Origin of the sequence: Chelatococcus sp. XZ-Ab1 (genome assembly GCF_029309855.1) — a bacterium.
Lineage (GTDB): Bacteria > Pseudomonadota > Alphaproteobacteria > Rhizobiales > Beijerinckiaceae > Chelatococcus_A > Chelatococcus_A sambhunathii.
In genome coordinates, this window is record NZ_JARKII010000001.1 from 398,447 (window position 1) to 416,062 (window position 17,616).

Here is a 17,616-nt window from a genome sequence, read left to right on the forward strand (position 1 = left end):
TCCTGCTCCCGGGGTGAACGATTTTGCACACCCACTGTTCCCTCTTCGGGAATGGGCACCGGCGGGCGCCCCAGCAGTCACCTTCGGGCTGTCACATCACACCTCCGGAGCGATCGATTGCCGACTCACCCGAGAATAATATAGGGCTCCGCCGCCCTTCTGAAATTGTTCTCTTCCATAATGTGATCGGAAGCGCTGTCGCCGGTCAGGGAACAAGTGCGGACAGGGCGAGTACAGCGGGGATGGTGCAGGCCGCGAGCACGGTCTGCGTGGCCGTGATCCCCGCCATCAGCGGCGCGTCGCCGCCGAGCTGCCGGGCGAGGATGTAGGAGGAGGAGGCGGTCGGCAGCGCCTGGAACATCAGCGCGATGGTCGCAGCCGGTGCGCCGAGGCCGGTGAGTCGCACGGCCAGCAGTGTCACCATTGGCATGACAAGGAATTTCGCCACGGAAGAGGCGATGACCGGGCCGATCCAAGAGCGGGCGGCGCCGAAGTCGAGTGCCGCGCCGACGCACAGCAGGCCGAGCGGCATGGAGGCGGCGCCGAGGGCTCGCAGCGCAGGCTCAATCCCGGCCGGCGGACGCATGCCGAGCCATTGCAGCAGAATGCCGCCGAGGCAGGCGACGACCAGCGGGTTCGTGACAATCAGCCGCAGGACACCGAGGGCTGCGACCCGCGCCGTGCCGAAGCGCGCGAAGACGAGGATGCACAGCAGATTGACCGTGGGCACGATGGCCGCGTTGCACACGGCGGCCAGTGCGATGCCCGGCGCACCGAAGACCCCGGCGGCGAGGCTCACCCCGATGTAGTTGTTGAAGCGGATGCTGCCTTGGAAGATCGAGGTGAAGGCGGCGCCGTCGGTGCGGAACAGCGGGCGGGCGAGGACGACGATGAGGGCCACCGTGACGGTGGCACCGACGAGCACGAGCGCCAACTCCTGCACGGGCAGGGCGTCAATGTCCGCCGTCGCGAGGCTGTTGAGGAACAGGGCCGGCAGCAGCACGAAATAACACAGCCGCTCGGCCTGTGGCCAGAACGCCTCGGCGATGAAGCCGGAACGGCGCAGCCCGTAGCCGAGCGCGATCATGAGGGCGACGGGCACGAGGGCGAGTGCGACTGGGCCGGTCACGCGCGCTGCCCCCCGGGCCGTCCTTCACCGTTCGACGGGCGCGGCTGCCTCAGCGGAAAGGCCGTCGGCGGCATCGTGATTCGTCCTCAACTCATGCAGTGGCGGGTCCTGAATCTGCGGATAGCGCCTGCGGTGTCGGCCGGCAATTCCTCGGCACGCATGCGGCGGAGGCCGTCGGTTCATGGCTGCAGCCGGGCTTGAGCGCCTTCCTCCATCGGCTACGGTTGCGGGGTGATGTCCGTTCCTGAGGGAGCCCACGATGCCGGATCTGCGCGCCTTCCCGATTACGAAGCGCTGGCCCGCCGCCCATCCCGAGCGCCTGCAGCTCTATTCGGCGCCGACGCCGAACGGGGTGAAGGTATCGATCATGCTGGAGGAGACCGGGTTGCCCTACGAGGCGCACGCCATCGATCTCGGCGCCAACGAGACGTGGACGCCGGAATTCCTGTCACTCAATCCCAACGGCAAGATCCCGGCGATCATCGATCCCGACGGCCCCGGAGGCGCCCCGCTCGGCCTGTTCGAATCCGGCGCTATCCTGCTCTACCTCGCCGAGAAGACCGGGCGGCTCCTGCCGCAGCACCCCGCACGACGCTGGGAAACAATCCAGTGGGTCTTCTTCCAGATGGCCGCCATCGGGCCGACGTTCGGTCAGGTCGGCTATTTCCACAAGTTCGCCGGCCGCGAGATCGCCGACAAGCGGCCGCTGGAGCGCTATGTCCATGAATCGCGGCGCTTGCTCGGCGTGCTCGAGACGAGGCTGGAGGGCCGCGCCTGGATCATGGGCGAGGACTACACCATCGCCGATATCTCGATGCTCGGCTGGGTGCGCAACCTCATCGGCTTCTATGGTGCGGGGGACCTCGTCGGCTTCGACGGGCTGAAACATGTGCCGGCCTGGCTCGAGCGGGGTCTGGCGCGTCCGGCCGTGCAAAGGGGCCTCGAGATTCCGCGACGATCCTGATCTGGCCGGAGGGAACTCGCGCCTGCCGTCTTCGTCCGGCGGTCTTCGAACGAAGGCGTTGAACGATGGCCGATGACGACGTTGCGCGCCTATGGGACTTGGTGGACAAGACCGGCTTCGGCCCTTTCACCACGCACGGTGGCGAGGATATTCGCTCGCGCCCCGTGGCGGCTGTCCCGAACCGGGACCGACAGGTGATTCCTTTTCTCTCCGGCGTGGCAAGCTGGACAGCCCGGATGATCCTTCCGTTCGCGCGTCCGGATGGTTGCGCCGGAAGGATGCCCAGCACTGGGATAGCCCGGGCACCGTGGTGAGCTACATCAAGATCGTCGCCGCGGCCGTCACCGATAGCAGGCCGGCGATGAGGGACAACACCAAGGTTGGGCCGCAGCCGCGCCTTCCGCCCGCTGGGCCGGCCGCAGCACACGGCGGGCGACGTCGATGAAGGCGCGCAGCTTCGGTTGCGTCCCGGCCCGGCGCGGGAAATAGAGGAAGAGGCCCGGGCTGCGGGGCAGGAACGGCTGCAGCACCGGTACCAGCCGGCCGGTCCGGATCTCCGCCTCGGCGGCGATATCGGCGACATAGGCGAGGCCGAGGCCGGCCGCGGCGAAGGCGACGAGCAGGGCACCATCGTTGACGAGGAGGCCGCCCGGCGGGTCGATCGTCACTGAGCGGCCCTCGCGCTCGAATTCCCAGCGGTAGACGGCGCCCGATGTCGGAAACCGGTAGCGGATGGCCTCGTGCCCGGCCAGGTCGTCGGGCAACTCTGGTGTGCCGCGGGCGGCGATATAGGTCGGGCTTGCGACCACCGACCAGGCGATGTCGCGCGTGAGGCGCACCGCCACCATGTCGCGTTCCACGAATTCGCCGATGCGGATGCCGGCGTCATAGCCGTGGGCCGGCAGGTCGACCGTCGCGTCCTCGACGGAGATCTCGACGGACACCTTGGGATGGGCCCGCCGCAAGGCCGGGATGACGGGCTCGACGACGAGCGGCACGGCCATGCGGGGGACGGTGAGACGCAGCAGGCCGGCCGGCTCCTCGCCCATCTCCCCAACAGCTTCGATCGCCCGGGCGATCTCGGCCGCCGCCGGCCCGGCGCGGGCAAGTAGGGCGGCGCCCGTCTCGGTCAGGCCCACCCGCCGGGTGGTCCGCAGGAAGAGTGGTGTGCCGAGCCGCGCCTCGAAGGCCTTCACCGCCTGGCTCACGGCTGCGGGCGACACGCCGAGCTTCGCGGCGGCAGCCGTGAAGCCGCCAGCCTCGGCGACGGCGAGGAAGGCGGCAAGGCCCGAGAAGGGATCCGACGAGGTCATGACCAATTATAAAGCGTTGCTTAAAGGTTCACAAAGTTGAACCGGATTTTTCGCGCTAATCCGCATCGGTAGATTCCTCCGTGTTCAAGCGAGGAACATCCCATGGACATTCAATCACAGGAAGGCGGGCTGCCACGGCGGAGCCTGCTCGGCGGCATGCTGGCGGCCGGAGCCGTCGGCGGCAGCGGATTTGTCGCGGGACCGGCGGCGGCGCAGGTGGCCGGGCGGCTCGCGGGCAAGGTGGCGATCGTCACCGGCGGCACCTCCGGCATCGGGGCGGTGACCGTGGGTGCTCTGGCAGCAGCCGGCGCCAGGGTCGCCTTCAACGGCCGGCGGGAGGACCTCGGCCGCGCGGTCGAGCAGCGCGTGCGCGCGAGTGGCGGCGATGTCGTCTATCTGAGGTCGGATGTGCGCGACGCCGGCCAGATGGAGCGGTTCGTCGCCGACACGGTGGCGCGCTTCGGTCGTCTAGACATTGCCTTCAATAACGCGGGCATCGACCTGCCGCCCGCCCCGATCGCCGACACCGACATCGCCGGCTTCGACGACCAGATCGCCACCAACCTGCGCGGCGTCTTCCTGTCGATGAAATACGAACTGCCTCATCTCGTGCGCGCGAAAGGGGCCATGATCAACATGGCCTCCATCGGCGGGCGGCATGCCTTTCCCAACATCCTTGCCTACGGCGCATCCAAGGCCGCCGTCATCCACATGACGCGCGCCGCTGCCCAGGAATATGGACGCGACATGCGCATCAACGCCATTGCGCCGGGACCGATCGAGAGCCCGATGCTGGAGCGGGTGCGGCGCGACTGGAAGGTAACGACCGAGCAACTGGTCGCTCCCTACCCCATGCGGCGCGTCGGCACGGCGGAGGAGGTGGCCGCCCTGGTGCTGTTCCTGGCGAGCGATGAGAGCTCCTATGTGAGCGGCCATGTCATCGGTATCGACGGCGGCGACCTGCCCTAAGGCTCACGGGCCTGTCGCAAGGAGGGGGCTGCCGGCCAGCGCTCTGCGGCACGCGGCATCGAGCTTTGCGAGGTCGGCGGCCAGCCTCTCCACGCCGACCCAGCGCTTCCAATCCGCTGCGATGCTCCAGCCTGGCTCGCCGACCCACGCGAGCGGCAGGCGGTAGTGCAGCACCTCGCGCTTGCTCACCTTGTCCGTCAGGCGAGGGGCGATGCCCTCCGGATCGCGGTGCAGGAGGAGGGGCAGGAGGTCAAGCGAGCGCCGGCGCGTGGGATTGTCGGCGAGGTAGTCCTCGGCCAGCGTTTCCGCGTCCGGCCAGTAGTCCGGCGCCAGTACCTTCTCCACATAGGCCGGCGGATAGGCTGGCGGCGCGAAGAGGCGGGCGACGACGTCGGAATAGATCTCTTCGCGCAGCTGCGGCTCGAGAACGAGGAAGGCCTTGAGGAGCCGCACCAGACTGTGCGGGCCAAGCGCCGGCAGGGCGATATTGAAGTGCAGGCCGAGCGCGCCGAAGGGCGTGATGCCGCGTCCGCGAGCGCCGGCTCGCCGCAGGACGTCGACGGCACGATCGGCAAGGTGCAGCGCGTCGAGTCGCAGGGGAGCGGTGATGAGCTCGCGCGGCACGAAGGGCGAGAGGGCTGCGCCGAGCCGCGCCGAAACGGGCGGCGAAAGGCGTGGCAGCGAGTGCTGCTGCGCGCGATGCGGATGGACATGCTGGACATCGAGCTCGACCGTGAGGTCGCCGATGGCGCTCGCCTCGAGATGCCAGGCGTGGGCATCCTCCTCCCGCACCAAGCCGCCGAATGCGGCGGCGAGCGCATCGACGGCGGCGCGGACCGGCAGCCCGATGAATTCCACTTCCACCCCGACCCTGCGCGGGCGGCCATCGGCCGTCAGCGGAACGGGCGGGGCATGGAAGCGGGGCTCGCGATCGTCCGAAGGGGCGAGGCTCTCCATTCTCCCGATGTGGGCATCGATGCGGCCGCTCGCCAGAGGCCGGCGCGGACGGCGGTCTCTAGCGCCCGCCGAGAGCCCGGTAGATCCTATTTCCGGCGCGGCCCGTCGGCGGCATGCCGAGGCGCTGTTCGGCGGCAGCGATCGCCTCGCGCGTCGCCGGGCCGATCTTCCCGTCCGCCTCGCCGATATCGTAGCCTTGCGCGATGAGAAGCTTCTGCAGCTGCAGGCGCTGGGCCCGTGACAGGCCCGGATCGTCCGTCGGCCAGGGCGTGCGCAGCGGCGGGTAGCCGGCCATGCGATCGGCGAGGTGGGAGATGGCGAGGGCGTAGGATTCCGCCTGATTGTAGGAATAGATGGCGTCGAAGTTGCGGAAGACGAGGAAGCCGGGACCGTTCGGCCCCGCCGGCAGCAGCAGGCCGGCCTGCGCCCCGCCGGAGAGCGGCGAGCCGTCGGCGCGGGTGATGCCACGCTGCGCCCAGGTGGACAGCGGCGCCTTGTTGCGCCGGCCCGTGGGACCGTTGTAGCCGGCCGGCACGCGTACCTCGAACATCCACGACTCGCCCTGGCGCCAACCCGCCCGCTTGAGATAGTTGGCCGTGGAGCCGAGCGCGTCCGCGACCGAGCTGACGAGATCGCGGCGGCCGTCGCCGTCGAAATCGACCGCGAGGCGCTGGTAGGTGGAGGGGATGAACTGCGTCTGGCCAAAGGCGCCGGCCCACGATCCGTAGAGCTTGTCGAGCGAGAGGTCGCCGCGCTGGACGAGCTTGAGCGCCGCCATCAGCTCGCCCTTCCAGAAGCTCGTGCGCCGGTTGCTGGCACAGGTCAGCGTCGCGAGCGCATGCGGCAGGAAAGAGCTGCCCGCTTCCTGGCCGAAGTCTGTCTCGACCCCCCAGACGGCCGCGATGACGAAGCGGTCAACGCCGAACTGGCGCTCGGCGGCGCGCAGGATGCTATCGTAGCGGCGCATCATGGCGCGCCCCTGGGTCACACGCTCCTCGTCGACGAGAAAGGCGAGATAGTCCCAGATCGGCGTCTTGAACTCGGGCTGGACGGTTGACAGGCGCAGCACCTTCTCGTCCGGGGCGGAGATGTCGAGCGCGCGGTCGAGGATGGCGCGGCTGACGCCCTGCTGTGCCGCCTCCTGTTTGAGGCCGGCGACGCAGGACTGGAACGAGGCGGCCGCGGGGCTGGCCAGCGTCACGGCGAGTGCGGCCCCGAGCAGCGTCGATCGCATGCGTCTTCCTCCTGTGCGTGTCCTGCCTCTTCGGCGGAGTCTAACCGATTCTTCGCCGGAGCCGACCCGCACGGTCAGCGGACGCGGCTGCTCGCGCTCACCGGGCAGCAGCTCGGCCCAGGAGGACCATCTGGCGATGCTGGCGGCGGCGCGCGAGCGCGATGCCGAGCGGGCCGTGGCCGTCCTCCTCGGCCATCTCGACACGGCGGCGGTGACGATCGACGCCTTCTTCCGCGAGCGGGCCGGCTGAGGGCCGCATTTGGCAGCGGCGCCCGGCTGCGCTAGATGGCGGGCCGAACCATCCCGCGCCGAAAGCATTTGAGCACCATGGCCCCGCCGCTCCTGCAACTGACCGACATCCACCTGACCTTCGGCGGCACGCCGCTCCTGACGGGCGCCGAGCTCAGCGTCGGCGAGGGCGAGCGGCTCTGCCTCGTCGGCCGCAACGGCTCGGGCAAATCGACCCTGCTCAAGATCGCCGCCGGTCTGGTCGAAGAGGACCGGGGCGAGCGCTTCGCGCAGCCGACGGCGACGATCCGCTACCTGCCGCAGGAGCCGGACCTGTCGGCCTTCGCGACGACGCTCGCCTATGTGGAGGCGGGGCTCGCGCCGGGCGACGAGCCCTACCGCGCGCGCTATCTCCTCGAGCAGCTAGGCCTCACCGGTGAGGAGGCACCCGCGAACCTCTCGGGCGGGGAGGCGCGCCGGGCGGCGCTGGCGCGCGTGCTCGCGCCGGAACCGGACATCCTCCTCCTCGACGAGCCGACCAACCACCTCGACCTGCCGGCCATCGAATGGCTGGAGAGCGAGCTCAAGAACATGCGCTCGGCGCTCGTCCTCATCAGCCACGACCGGCGCTTCCTCGAAAGCCTCTCGCGCGCCACCGTCTGGCTCGACCGCGGCATCACCCGTCGGCTCGACAAGGGCTTCGCCGCCTTCGAAGCCTGGCGTGACGAGGTGCTGGAGCAGGAGGAGCGCGAGCGCCACAAGCTCGACCGCAAGATCGCCATGGAGCTGGACTGGCTGCGCTACGGCGTCACCGCCCGGCGCAAGCGCAACCAGCGGCGCCTCGGCGAACTCGGTGCGATGCGCAGGGAGCGGCGCGAGCAGCGCCGCGTGCTCGGCAATGTCGACATGACGGTGAGCGAGGCGGAGCTGTCGGGCACCCTCGTCATCGAGGCGAAGCACATCGCCAAGGCCTATGGCGAGCGCCGCATCGTGGAGGATTTTTCCATCCGCATCTTCCGCGGCGAGCGCGTCGCCATCGTCGGCGCGAACGGCGCCGGCAAGACGACGCTCGTCGAGATGCTGACCGGCCGGCTCGCGCCCGATGCCGGCACGGTGCGGCTCGGGGCGAACGTCGCCATGGCGCGGCTCGACCAGACGCGCTCGGCCCTCGATCCGGAGGCGAGCCTGACGGAGGTGCTGACCGACGGAGCGGGCGACAGCGTCGTCGTCAACGGGCAGTCGCGGCACGTCGTCAGCTACATGAAGGACTTCCTCTTCTCGCCGGAGCAGGCGCGCACGCCGGTCAAGGTGCTCTCCGGCGGCGAGCGGGCGCGGCTGCTGCTTGCCAAGGCCCTTGCCAGCCCCTCGAACCTCCTCGTGCTCGACGAGCCGACCAACGACCTCGACCTCGAAACCCTCGACCTGCTGCAGGAGATGCTGGCCGACTATGCCGGCACCGTCCTCCTCGTCAGCCACGATCGCGATTTCCTCGACCGGGCGGCGACATCCGTCCTGATGGCGGAGGGGCAGGGGCGCTTCGTCGAATATGCCGGCGGCTACAGCGACATGGTCGCCCAGCGCGGCAGCGGCGTCGACGCGCGCGCGGTGGAGAAGGCGAAGGCCCAGAAGCCGCCGAAGCCGGCGGCCGAGAAGCCGGCCGGGCCGGCGCCCCGCAAAAAACTGAGCTTCAAGGACAAGCACGCGCTCGAGACGCTGCCCGCCCGCATCACCGAACTGGAAAAGACGGTCGCCGAACTGGCCGCAAGGCTCTCCGACGAGGCGCTCTATGCCCGCGATCCTGACGGCTTCGCGCGGGTGAGCGCGAAACTCGCCGAGGTGCAGGGCGAGCTGTCGGCGGCGGAGGAGCGCTGGCTCGAGCTGGAGATGCTGCGCGAGGAGCTGGAGGGGTAGACGGAGCGCAGGTCGGCGAACTGCAGGCGCGCTCAACTGAGTTCCTGGGCGAGTCCGATGAGAAGCCCTTCAGGCCCGCGGATGTAGCAGAGCCGATACGCGTCCTTGTACTGGACGACTTCGCCGACGAGCTGCGCGCCGCGGTTGCGAAGCTTTTCAAGCGTCTCGTCGATATCGTCCACGGCGAACATGACGCGGAGATAGCCTAGAGCGTTGACCGGAGCGGTCCGGTGATCCGCGGCCACAGGCGGCGAGAGGAAGCGGGATAGCTCGAGCCGGCTGTGGCCGTCCGGCGTGCGCATCATGGCAATCTCGACGCGCTGGCCGGCGAGCCCAGTGACACGTCCGGCCCATTCTCCTTCGATCGTGGCCCGCCCTTCGAGCGCGAGACCGAGCTCGCGAAAGAAATCGATCGCTCCGCCGAGGTCTTCGACGACGATTCCTACGTTGTCCATCCGTTTGAGCGCCATATGTGCAATCTACAAGGTGTGATCTGGGCCGTAAACTCATCGATCTGCTTTCCAGGTGAGCAAGCGGTTGATAGAGGGGTTCGGAAGGGAGGCCTGTGATACGTGGCAGCTCTTCGCCGCTCGTCTCCCGATAGAAAGCTTGCGGTTCGGACGGTTTGCCGCGCTTGTCCTTGATGCATCGCGCTGCATAGTGGTGCTGCCGCGCCGTGCGGCAGTGCCGGGCCTTCGCCTTGTCCGAGAGCGTTGCCAGACTGCGTCCGTTCCTCGTGCTCCTCGCCATGCTCGGGCTCGCCGGCGGGTTCGCGCTGCGCATGGCCGGCCATGGTGCGGCTGCGCCCTATGTCTGGGCGGCGGCGACGGCGCCGGTGCTCGCGGTGCTCGTCGTCGAGATCATCACCAGCCTGCGCCGCGGCGACGTCGGGCTCGATATCGTCGCCGCCTTGTCCATGTCGGGGGCGCTCGTTCTCGGCGAGACGCTCGCCGGCGCCGTCGTGGCGCTGATGTATGCCGGCGGGCAGTATCTCGAATTCTACGCGGAGGGGCGGGCCCGGCGGGAGATGCGGGCGCTGCTCTCGCGCGTGCCGCGCAGCGCCCTGCGCTACGACGGGGAGGGACGCATCGCCGAGGTGCCGCTCGCCGACATCCACCCCGGCGAGCGCCTCCTGATCCGCCAGGGCGACGTGCTGCCGGTGGACGGGCGCGTCGTCGACGAGCCGGCGATGGTCGACCAGTCCGCCATCACGGGGGAATCCGTTCCGGTGCGGCTGTTGCCGGGGCGGGAGGCGCTGAGCGGCACGACGAACATCGGCGCTGCCTTCGATCTCCTCGTGCTGAGGCCGGCGGCCGAGAGCACCTATGCCGGCATCGTCCGCCTCGTCGAGGAGGCGCAGAAGGCCAAGGCGCCGATGGCGCGCCTCGCCGACCGCTATGCCATCGCCTTCCTCGCCGTGACCGTGCTGCTCGCCGGCGCCGCCTGGCTCGTCAGCGGCGACCCGGTGCGGGCGCTCGCCGTGCTCGTCGTGGCGACGCCGTGCCCGCTCATCCTCGCCGTGCCCGTCGCGCTGGTCGCCGGCCTGTCGCAGGCGGCGCGGCACGGCGTGCTGATCAAGGGCGGCGGGGCGCTGGAAGCCCTGTCGCAGGCGCGCACCGCCGTGCTCGACAAGACGGGGACCCTGACCTTCGGTCGCGCCCGCCTCGTCGATGTGCGGGTCTTCGCCGGGGCGAACGGGGATGATGACGTCGATGCCGACGAGGCACTGCGGCTCGCCGCCTCGCTTGACCAGGCCTCCGCGCATGTCGTCGCGGAGGCGCTGATCGAGGCGGCGGGAGAGCGCGGCCTCGCCTTGTCGGCGCCGCATGAGGTGAGCGAGACGGCCGGGCGGGGGCTCGCTGGCCGGGTGGAGGGGCGGCCGGTCGCCGTCGGCAGCCTGTCCTATGTCGGCGAATATCTCGACGGGGCCGTGCCGCCGATCGAGGGCATGGACGGCAGCACGGCGGCGGTCGCGGTCGCGGTGGACGGGCGCCTCGCGGCGGTGCTGCTGCTCGCCGATCTCCTGCGGCCGGATGCGGCGGGCCTGCTCGCGCGCCTGGAGCAGGAGGGCGTCTCCCGGCTCGTCCTCGCCTCCGGCGACCGCAGCGACATCGTCGCCGAGATCGCCGCCGGCCTGCCGTTGGCGGAGGCCCGCGGCGACCTGTCCCCGCAGGACAAGCTCGGCATCGTGCGGCAGGAGCGCCGCAGGGCCACGGGCGCGGTCATGATGATCGGCGACGGCATCAACGATGCGCCGGCCCTCGCGGAGGCGGATGTCGGCATCGCGGTCGGCGCCCGTGGGGCGAGCGCCTCGGCCGAGGCGGCGAATGTCGTGCTGCTGGTGGAAGGCCTTGCGCCGGTGGCGGATGCCCTCGTCATCGCGCAGCGCTCGCGGCGCATCGCGCTTCAGAGCGTCTATGTCGGCATCGGCCTGTCAGGGCTCGGCATGCTCGCGGCCGCCGCCGGCTTCCTCGCGCCGGTGCAGGGCGCGCTGTTGCAGGAGGTGATCGACGTAGCCGCCATCATGAACGCGCTCAGGGCGCTTGCGCCGGCGCCGGGCGTGAGCGCGCCGGGGGCGCCCAAGGGCTCATGAGCCGGTGGGCGCGGGCACCACGCTCCCTGTCTTCTCCATCATGTCGGCGAGGTTGCGCACGGCGCTGACGAGACCGGCGCGTTCACCGGCGGGCAGGGCCGCGAGCATGGCCGCCGCCTCGTCGGGCAGGAGGGACGGGGCTGCCGCGAGCACGTCCCGCCCCGCCGGGGTCAGCCGGGTGTGGACGATGCGCCGGTCGACGACGTTGCGGTAGCGCTCGACGAGGCCGCGCCCCTCGAGCTTCTCCAGGGTCACGACGACGGTTGCCGGCGTCAGGTCGGCATAGCGGGAGAGGGCGTTCGTCGTCACCTCGCCGAGGTCGGCGACACCTTGCAGGATGACGATCTGCGACGTGGTGAGGCCCACCGAGCGCGAGATCGCCTTCGAGCGCGTCTCCATTACATGCACGATGCGGCGGATGGCCTTCAACAGGGCCTGCAGGTCGTCCTGCGCCGGCAGGATGCGCATGGAACCACCGGCGCTCGATCCGGCTTCCCCCAGCCCGGAACCCACCGGGACTGTCTGACGTTCATCAACTTTCATGGCTTGCTCCGCCATTGATTTGACATCAAAACATTCGCCTTGTAAAGATTAGATATCAAATTATCTATCGTGAGGCGCCGGCCTGAAGCGCCGGTCATCGGGGAGATCGACGGATCGATGTGCGGAATTTGTGGTGAGCTGAGGTTCGACGGACGCTCTGCGGACATCGCCATGCTGGAGCGGATGACGGGGGTGATGACACCGCGCGGACCCGATTCCGGCGGCGTCGTGGCGCGCGGCCCGGTCGGCTTCGGCCACCGGCGCCTCAAGATCATCGATCTCACCAACAAGGCCGAACAGCCGATGGTCGACGCCGACCTCGGCCTGACGATTGCCTTCAACGGCTGCATCTACAACTACCCCGAACTGCGCGAGGAACTCGCCGGCCTCGGCTACCGCTTCTTCTCGCACGGCGACACCGAGGTGATCCTCAAGGCCTATCACGCCTGGGGCATCGATTGCGTCAAGCGCTTCAACGGCATGTTCGCCTTCGCCATCCACGAGCGCGACAGCGGCCGTGTCGTCCTGGCCCGCGATCGCTTCGGCATCAAGCCGCTCTATCTCGCCGAGGCGGACGGCGCGCTGATGTTCGCCTCCTCGCTGCCGGCGCTGGTGGCGACGGGCAAGGTGGACGTGACGATCGACCGAGTGGCGCTGCAGCATTACATGACGTTCCACGCCGTGGTGCCGGCGCCGCGCACGATGCTCAACGGCGTGCGCAAGCTGCCGCCCGCGACCGTGCGGGTGATCGAGCCGGACGGCACGCAGAAGGATACGCAGTTCTGGCGCCTCGATTTCACGCGGACGCCCGCGGACGTCGCGCGCTCGGCCGAGGAGTGGCGCGACATGGTGCTCGCCTCCCTGCGGCAGGCCGTGAGGCGGCGCATGGTGGCAGACGTGCCGGTAGGCGTGCTGCTCTCGGGCGGCGTCGATTCCAGCGTCATCGTCGGCCTTCTGGCCGAGGAGGGGCAGAAGGGGCTGATGACCTTCTCCATCGGCTTCGAGGAGGCGAACGGGGAGAAGGGCGACGAGTTCGTCTATTCGGATCTCATCGCCCGGCACTACGACACCGACCACCACAAGATCTTCATCCCCTCAACGCGCATGCTGGAGGCGCTGCCGGCGACCATCGAGGCCATGTCCGAGCCGATGGTGTCCTACGACAATGTCGGCTTCTTCCTCCTGTCGCAGGAAGTGGCGAAGCACATCAAGGTGGTGCAGTCGGGGCAGGGGGCGGACGAGATCTTCGGCGGCTATCACTGGTATCCACCGCTCGCCAGCTCCAACGCGCCGGTCGACGACTATGCCCGCCATTTCTTCGACCGGGACAACGGGCGGCTCGGCACGCATCTCAATCCCGAGTGGCACCTGACGCGGGACGAGGCACGCGCTTTCGTCGAAGAGCACTTCGCCATGCCCGGCGCGGACGATCCCGTCGACAAGGCGCTGAGGCTCGATTCCACCGTGATGCTGGTGGACGATCCGGTGAAGCGCGTCGACAACATGACGATGGCGTGGGGTCTCGAGGCGCGGGTGCCCTTCCTCGACTACGAGCTGGCGGAACTCGCCGCGCGCATCCCGTCCGAGCACAAGCTCAGCCAGGGCGGCAAGGGCGTCCTCAAGGAGGCGGCGCGGCAGGTCATCCCGCACGAGGTCATCGACCGCAAGAAGGGCTATTTTCCGGTGCCGGCCCTCAAATACATCGAAGGGTCGACGCTCGAGATGGTCGAGTCGGCGCTGACCTCGCAGAAGGCGCGCGAGCGCGGCCTGTTCGACCAGCGCTATCTCGAGCGGCTGTTCGCCGACCCCAAGAGCGCCATCACGCCCCTTCGGGGCTCCGAGCTGTGGCAGGTCGCCCTGCTCGAGATGTGGCTGCAGACGCACGGGCTTTGACCGGGGAGACAGGCATGACGGGTTCGACATCGCGGCGCGGGCGCGGCGCCTATGCCCACCGCCTCGAGCGCATGCGCAACCAGGCCATGGTGCCGCCCTTCGGCGAGGGGCGCGAGAGCGATACGCAACAGACGAAGACAGGGGCCGCGGTCGACTGCGGCTGGGGGCGCCTCCTCTTCGGCCAGACCTTCGAGAGCGCCGAGGCGCTCGTCGAGACGATGCGCGCCGAGGCGCCGGAGCGGCGCGACATCGCCGTCTACGTGCGCGACCCGCACGTGGTGCTGTCGCTCGCGCCGCAGGAGATGTTCCTCGATCCCTCGCACACCTACCGGCTCGACCTCGCGACCTACAAGACGGCCCGCCGGCGCCCGGCCGGCTTCTTCATCCGGCGCCTCGCCTCAGCCGGCGATGCCGATGCGGTCAACCGCATTTACGCGACGCGCGGCATGGTGCCCGTGCGGCCCGACTTCTTCTGGTCGCAGCGCGACAGCCGTGCTGTGACCTGCTTCGTCGTCGAGGACGAACTTACGGGCAACGTCATCGGCACGGTGATGGGCGTCGACCACGGCCGGGCCTTCGGCGATCCGGCCCGCGGCTCCTCGCTCTGGTGCCTCGCGGTCGATCCCCAGGCGACTCGGCCCGGCATCGGCGAGGCGCTGGTGCGCCACATCGTCGAATATTTCAAGGCGCGCGGCGCCGCCTTCACCGACTTGTCCGTGCTGCACGACAACGAGCAGGCCATCGCGCTCTACGAGAAGCTTGGCTTCTATCGCGTGCCGCTCTTCACCCTGAAGCGCAAGAACCAGATCAACGAGCGGCTGTTCGTCGGCCCCGGGCCCGAGGCGGAGCTCAACCCCTACGCCCGCATCATCGTCGACGAGGCGCGCCGCCGCGGCATCGACGTGCAGGTGACGGATGCGCCGGGCGGCTTCTTCCGCCTCTCCTACGGCGGGCGCACGGTGCATTGCCGCGAGAGCCTGTCCGAGCTGACGACCGGCGTCGCCATGTCCATCTGCGACGACAAGGCCGTTACCCGCCGGGTCGTCGAGCGGGCGGGGCTCACCGTTCCGGCGCAGATCGAGGCCGACGGCCGGGAGGCGCTGGAGGCCTTCCTCGCCGAGCATGGCTCGCTGGTCGTCAAGCCGGCGCGCGGCGAGCAGGGCCGGGGCATCGCCGTCGGTGTGGCGACGATGGAGCATCTCGAAGAGGCCATCGCGACGGCCAAGCTCTACTGCGACCGCGTGCTCGTGGAGCAGCGCGTCGCGGGCGAGGACCTGCGTCTCGTCGTCATCGACTATCGTCTCGTCGCCGCCGCCGTGCGGCGGCCGGCGCGGATCGTGGGAGACGGGCGCGCCACCATCCGCGAGTTGATCGAGCGCCAGAGCCGCCGGCGGGCGGCGGCGACGGGCGGGGAATCCACCATCCCGCTCGATGCCGAGACGGAGCGCTGCGTGGCGGCGGCCGGCTACGGTCTCGACGATGTCGCTGACCAGGGCGAGGAGATCGCCGTGCGGCGCACCGCGAACCTGCACACCGGCGGCACCATCCACGACGTGACCGGCGAGGTGCATCCGCGCCTCGTTGCGGCGGCGGTGGCGGCGGCGCGGGCCATCGAGATCCCCGTCGTCGGCATCGACCTCATGGTGCGCTCGCCGCGCGAGCCCGACTATGCCTTCATCGAGGCGAACGAGCGGCCCGGCCTCGCCAACCACGAGCCGCAGCCCACGGCCGAACGTTTCGTCGACCTGCTGTTCCCGCTCTCGGTGCCGACGGCGGTGCGGCAGGCGGCGCTTCTCGAGGGGCGGGACCGATGCAGCGCCTGACCATCGACACGGCCTATCTCGCCGCCGTGCTGGCACGGCTCCTGAACATCCCGAGCCCGACGGGCTACACCGATACGATCGTGCGCGAGGTCTGCCTCGAGATCGAACGGCTCGGCCTGTCCTACGAGCTGACGCGCCGCGGTGCCATCCGCGCCGTCCTGCCGGGACGGGAGAGCAAGCCGGCGCGGGCCCTCATCGCCCATGTCGACACGCTCGGCGCACAGGTGAAACGGCTGAAGGAGAACGGCCGGCTCGAGCTCGTGCCGATCGGCACCTGGTCGGCCCGTTTCGCCGAGGGCGCGCGCGCGACGATCTTCGCCGAGAAGGGCGCCTATCGCGGCACCATCCTGCCGCTCAAGGCCTCGGGCCATATCTTCAACGACGAGGTCGACAGCCAGCCCACCGGCTGGCCCTACGTGGAACTGCGCGTCGACGCGCTGGCCCGCAGCCCGCGCGACCTTGTCCATCTCGGCATCGACGTCGGCGACACGGTCGCCATCGACCCACAGCCGGAGTTCCTGCACAACGGCTTCATCGTCTCGCGCCACCTCGACGACAAGGGAGGCGTCGCCATCCTTCTGGCTGCGCTCAAGGCCCTCAAGGCCGAAGGCGCGCAGCCGGAAGTGGATACGCACTTCGTCTTCACCATCGCGGAGGAGACAGGGGTCGGTGCCTCGGCGGCGCTCGCCAACGACGTTGCATCGATCGTCGCCATCGACAACGGGACGACGGGGCCGGGGCAGAACTCGGACGAGTTCGGCGTTACCATCGCCATGGCGGACCAGACGGGGCCGTTCGACTTCCACCTGACGCAGAAGCTGGTGCGTCTGTGCCGTGACAACGACATCCGCTATCAGAAGGACATCTTCCGCTTTTACAGGTCGGATTCCGCCTCGGCGGTGGTCGCGGGGCATGATGTGCGCGCAGCCCTCATCACCTTCGGCATCGACGCCTCGCACGGCTACGAGCGCATCCACATGCACGCGCTGCGCTCCATCGCCGAGCTGCTGACGGCCTATGTGCTGAGCCCGGTCGAAATCCGTCGCGATGCCGAGGAGACGAGCCCGACGGTGCGCGGCTTCACCCGCCAGCCCATGGATGAGGCCGAGCAGCAGCCCGGGCTCGTCGACGCGCCCGATCCGGCCGGAGATCCGTGAAAGCGCAAATGTCAGCGCATGGCGAGCCGGCATGATCAGCTTGATCGGCATGGCTCGCGGCGCCGGTCTGCGCTAAACGGAGCGGCATGAGGCGGCGGACCCCGCAGCCGGCCCTGGGAGGAAGCGATGCGTCTCGTCGAAGCTCTGGCAAACCGCCCGCTTATCGCCATCCTGCGCGGGGTGGCGCCGGACGAGGCCGTTGCCGTCGGCCAGGTGCTGGTCGATGCGGGCTTTTCCATCGTCGAGGTTCCTCTCAACTCGCCTCAGCCCCTCGACAGCATTGCGCGCCTCGCGCAGGCCTTCGGCGAGCGCGTACTGATCGGCGCCGGTACGGTGACGACGACTGCGGAGGTGAAGGCGGTGGCCGACGCGGGCGGGCGCATCGTCGTCAGCCCCCATTTCGACGAGGCGGTGGTGACGATGGCGCTCGGGCGCGGGCTCGACGTGCTCCCGGGCTGCATGACCCCGTCGGAGATCTTTGCGGCACGCCGGGCCGGCGCCGAGGCGGTGAAGATATTCCCGGCGGAAGTCGTCGGCATGGCGGGGGTCAAGGCGCTGCGCTCGGTCCTGCCGCGGGATCTGAAGATCTTGCCCGTCGGGGGCATCTCGCCGGAGAACATGGCCGAATTCGCGCGGGCCGGCGCCGACGGCTTCGGCATCGGCTCGGCCCTTTACAAGCCGGGCATGACGCTTGAGCAGATCGCCCGCGCGGGCGAACGCTTCGTGGCCGCGGGCGCGGTGGCCTTCGGCGCCTGATAGCGGCGATCCATCAGCAACTTCCGCTCTGTCGCTCGGCCTGCCGTTCCCTGCGGGAGGGGCGGACGTCGTGCCGCCTCGGACGTTCGAGGAACGCATTCTCGCACCCGCGCCGGTGAACTCTCGATTGGGCTTCTTTCATCTGC

Annotated in this window: 14 protein-coding genes; 8 read left to right on the forward strand and 6 right to left on the reverse strand. The window is 69.5% G+C overall.

The annotated features are described in order from the left end of the window. Positions 1–205: 205 nt before the first annotated feature. Positions 206–1,129, reverse strand: coding sequence for an AEC family transporter (locus P2T65_RS01975; protein WP_055457500.1), 924 nt, complete (start codon positions 1,127–1,129; stop codon positions 206–208). Positions 1,130–1,388: 259 nt separating this feature from the next. On the opposite strand from P2T65_RS01975, the gene P2T65_RS01980 reads away from it, so the two are divergent. Continuing rightward, complete coding sequence (locus P2T65_RS01980; protein ID WP_055457499.1) at positions 1,389–2,093, forward strand: glutathione S-transferase N-terminal domain-containing protein; 705 nt, start codon at positions 1,389–1,391, stop codon at positions 2,091–2,093. Positions 2,094–2,434: 341 nt separating this feature from the next. On the opposite strand, the gene P2T65_RS01985 is transcribed toward P2T65_RS01980, so the two are convergent. Further along, the gene (locus tag P2T65_RS01985; protein WP_055457498.1) at positions 2,435–3,406 is read right to left on the reverse strand and encodes a LysR family transcriptional regulator; all 972 of its coding nucleotides are present in this window, start codon (positions 3,404–3,406) and stop codon (positions 2,435–2,437) included. A gap of 102 nt (positions 3,407–3,508) precedes the next feature. On the opposite strand from P2T65_RS01985, the gene P2T65_RS01990 reads away from it, so the two are divergent. Beyond that, complete coding sequence (locus P2T65_RS01990) at positions 3,509–4,375, forward strand: SDR family NAD(P)-dependent oxidoreductase (RefSeq protein ID WP_276199102.1); 867 nt, start codon at positions 3,509–3,511, stop codon at positions 4,373–4,375. 3 nt (positions 4,376–4,378) lie between these two features. Here P2T65_RS01990 and P2T65_RS01995 read toward each other — a convergent pair whose 3' ends face one another. Beyond that, on the reverse strand, positions 4,379–5,332 hold the full coding sequence (locus tag P2T65_RS01995; protein WP_071924041.1) for an amidoligase family protein: 954 nt from the start codon (positions 5,330–5,332) through the stop codon (positions 4,379–4,381). A gap of 58 nt (positions 5,333–5,390) precedes the next feature. Further along, positions 5,391–6,566, reverse strand: a complete 1,176-nt coding sequence (locus tag P2T65_RS02000; RefSeq protein WP_055457495.1) for a lytic murein transglycosylase — start codon at positions 6,564–6,566, stop codon at positions 5,391–5,393. A gap of 327 nt (positions 6,567–6,893) precedes the next feature. Here P2T65_RS02000 and P2T65_RS02005 point away from each other — a divergent pair, with 327 nt between their 5' ends. Next, entirely contained in the window at positions 6,894–8,705 is a 1,812-nt protein-coding gene (locus tag P2T65_RS02005; RefSeq protein ID WP_055457494.1) for an ATP-binding cassette domain-containing protein, read from the forward strand. Between the two features lie 32 nt (positions 8,706–8,737). Here the strand turns inward: P2T65_RS02005 and P2T65_RS02010 are convergent, their stop codons facing one another. Then, entirely contained in the window at positions 8,738–9,175 is a 438-nt protein-coding gene (locus tag P2T65_RS02010) for a VOC family protein (RefSeq protein WP_071924038.1), read from the reverse strand. 230 nt (positions 9,176–9,405) lie between these two features. On the opposite strand from P2T65_RS02010, the gene P2T65_RS02015 reads away from it, so the two are divergent. Continuing rightward, positions 9,406–11,298 (forward strand): heavy metal translocating P-type ATPase, encoded by a 1,893-nt coding sequence (locus tag P2T65_RS02015; RefSeq protein ID WP_346348313.1) that lies wholly within the window; start codon positions 9,406–9,408, stop codon positions 11,296–11,298. On the opposite strand, the gene P2T65_RS02020 is transcribed toward P2T65_RS02015, so the two are convergent. Beyond that, positions 11,293–11,841 carry a MarR family winged helix-turn-helix transcriptional regulator gene (locus P2T65_RS02020; RefSeq protein WP_245316208.1) on the reverse strand — a complete coding sequence of 183 codons (549 nt, stop codon included), beginning with the start codon at positions 11,839–11,841 and terminating at the stop codon, positions 11,293–11,295. The genes P2T65_RS02015 and P2T65_RS02020 overlap by 6 nt on opposite strands. Before the next feature lie 117 nt (positions 11,842–11,958). On the opposite strand from P2T65_RS02020, the gene P2T65_RS02025 reads away from it, so the two are divergent. The 4 genes from P2T65_RS02025 (at position 11,959) to P2T65_RS02040 (ending at position 17,470) form a co-directional block, all read left to right on the forward strand. Beyond that, complete coding sequence (locus tag P2T65_RS02025) at positions 11,959–13,734, forward strand: N-acetylglutaminylglutamine amidotransferase (RefSeq protein WP_276199103.1); 1,776 nt, start codon at positions 11,959–11,961, stop codon at positions 13,732–13,734. 14 nt (positions 13,735–13,748) lie between these two features. Beyond that, positions 13,749–15,557, forward strand: coding sequence for an N-acetylglutaminylglutamine synthetase (gene ngg / locus P2T65_RS02030; RefSeq protein WP_276199104.1), 1,809 nt, complete (start codon positions 13,749–13,751; stop codon positions 15,555–15,557). Then, positions 15,545–16,714 (forward strand): osmoprotectant NAGGN system M42 family peptidase, encoded by a 1,170-nt coding sequence (locus P2T65_RS02035; RefSeq protein WP_276199105.1) that lies wholly within the window; start codon positions 15,545–15,547, stop codon positions 16,712–16,714. The genes ngg and P2T65_RS02035 overlap by 13 nt, the downstream gene beginning before the upstream one ends. Before the next feature lie 126 nt (positions 16,715–16,840). Beyond that, positions 16,841–17,470 (forward strand): 2-dehydro-3-deoxy-6-phosphogalactonate aldolase, encoded by a 630-nt coding sequence (locus tag P2T65_RS02040; protein ID WP_276199106.1) that lies wholly within the window; start codon positions 16,841–16,843, stop codon positions 17,468–17,470. Positions 17,471–17,616 lie beyond the last annotated feature (146 nt).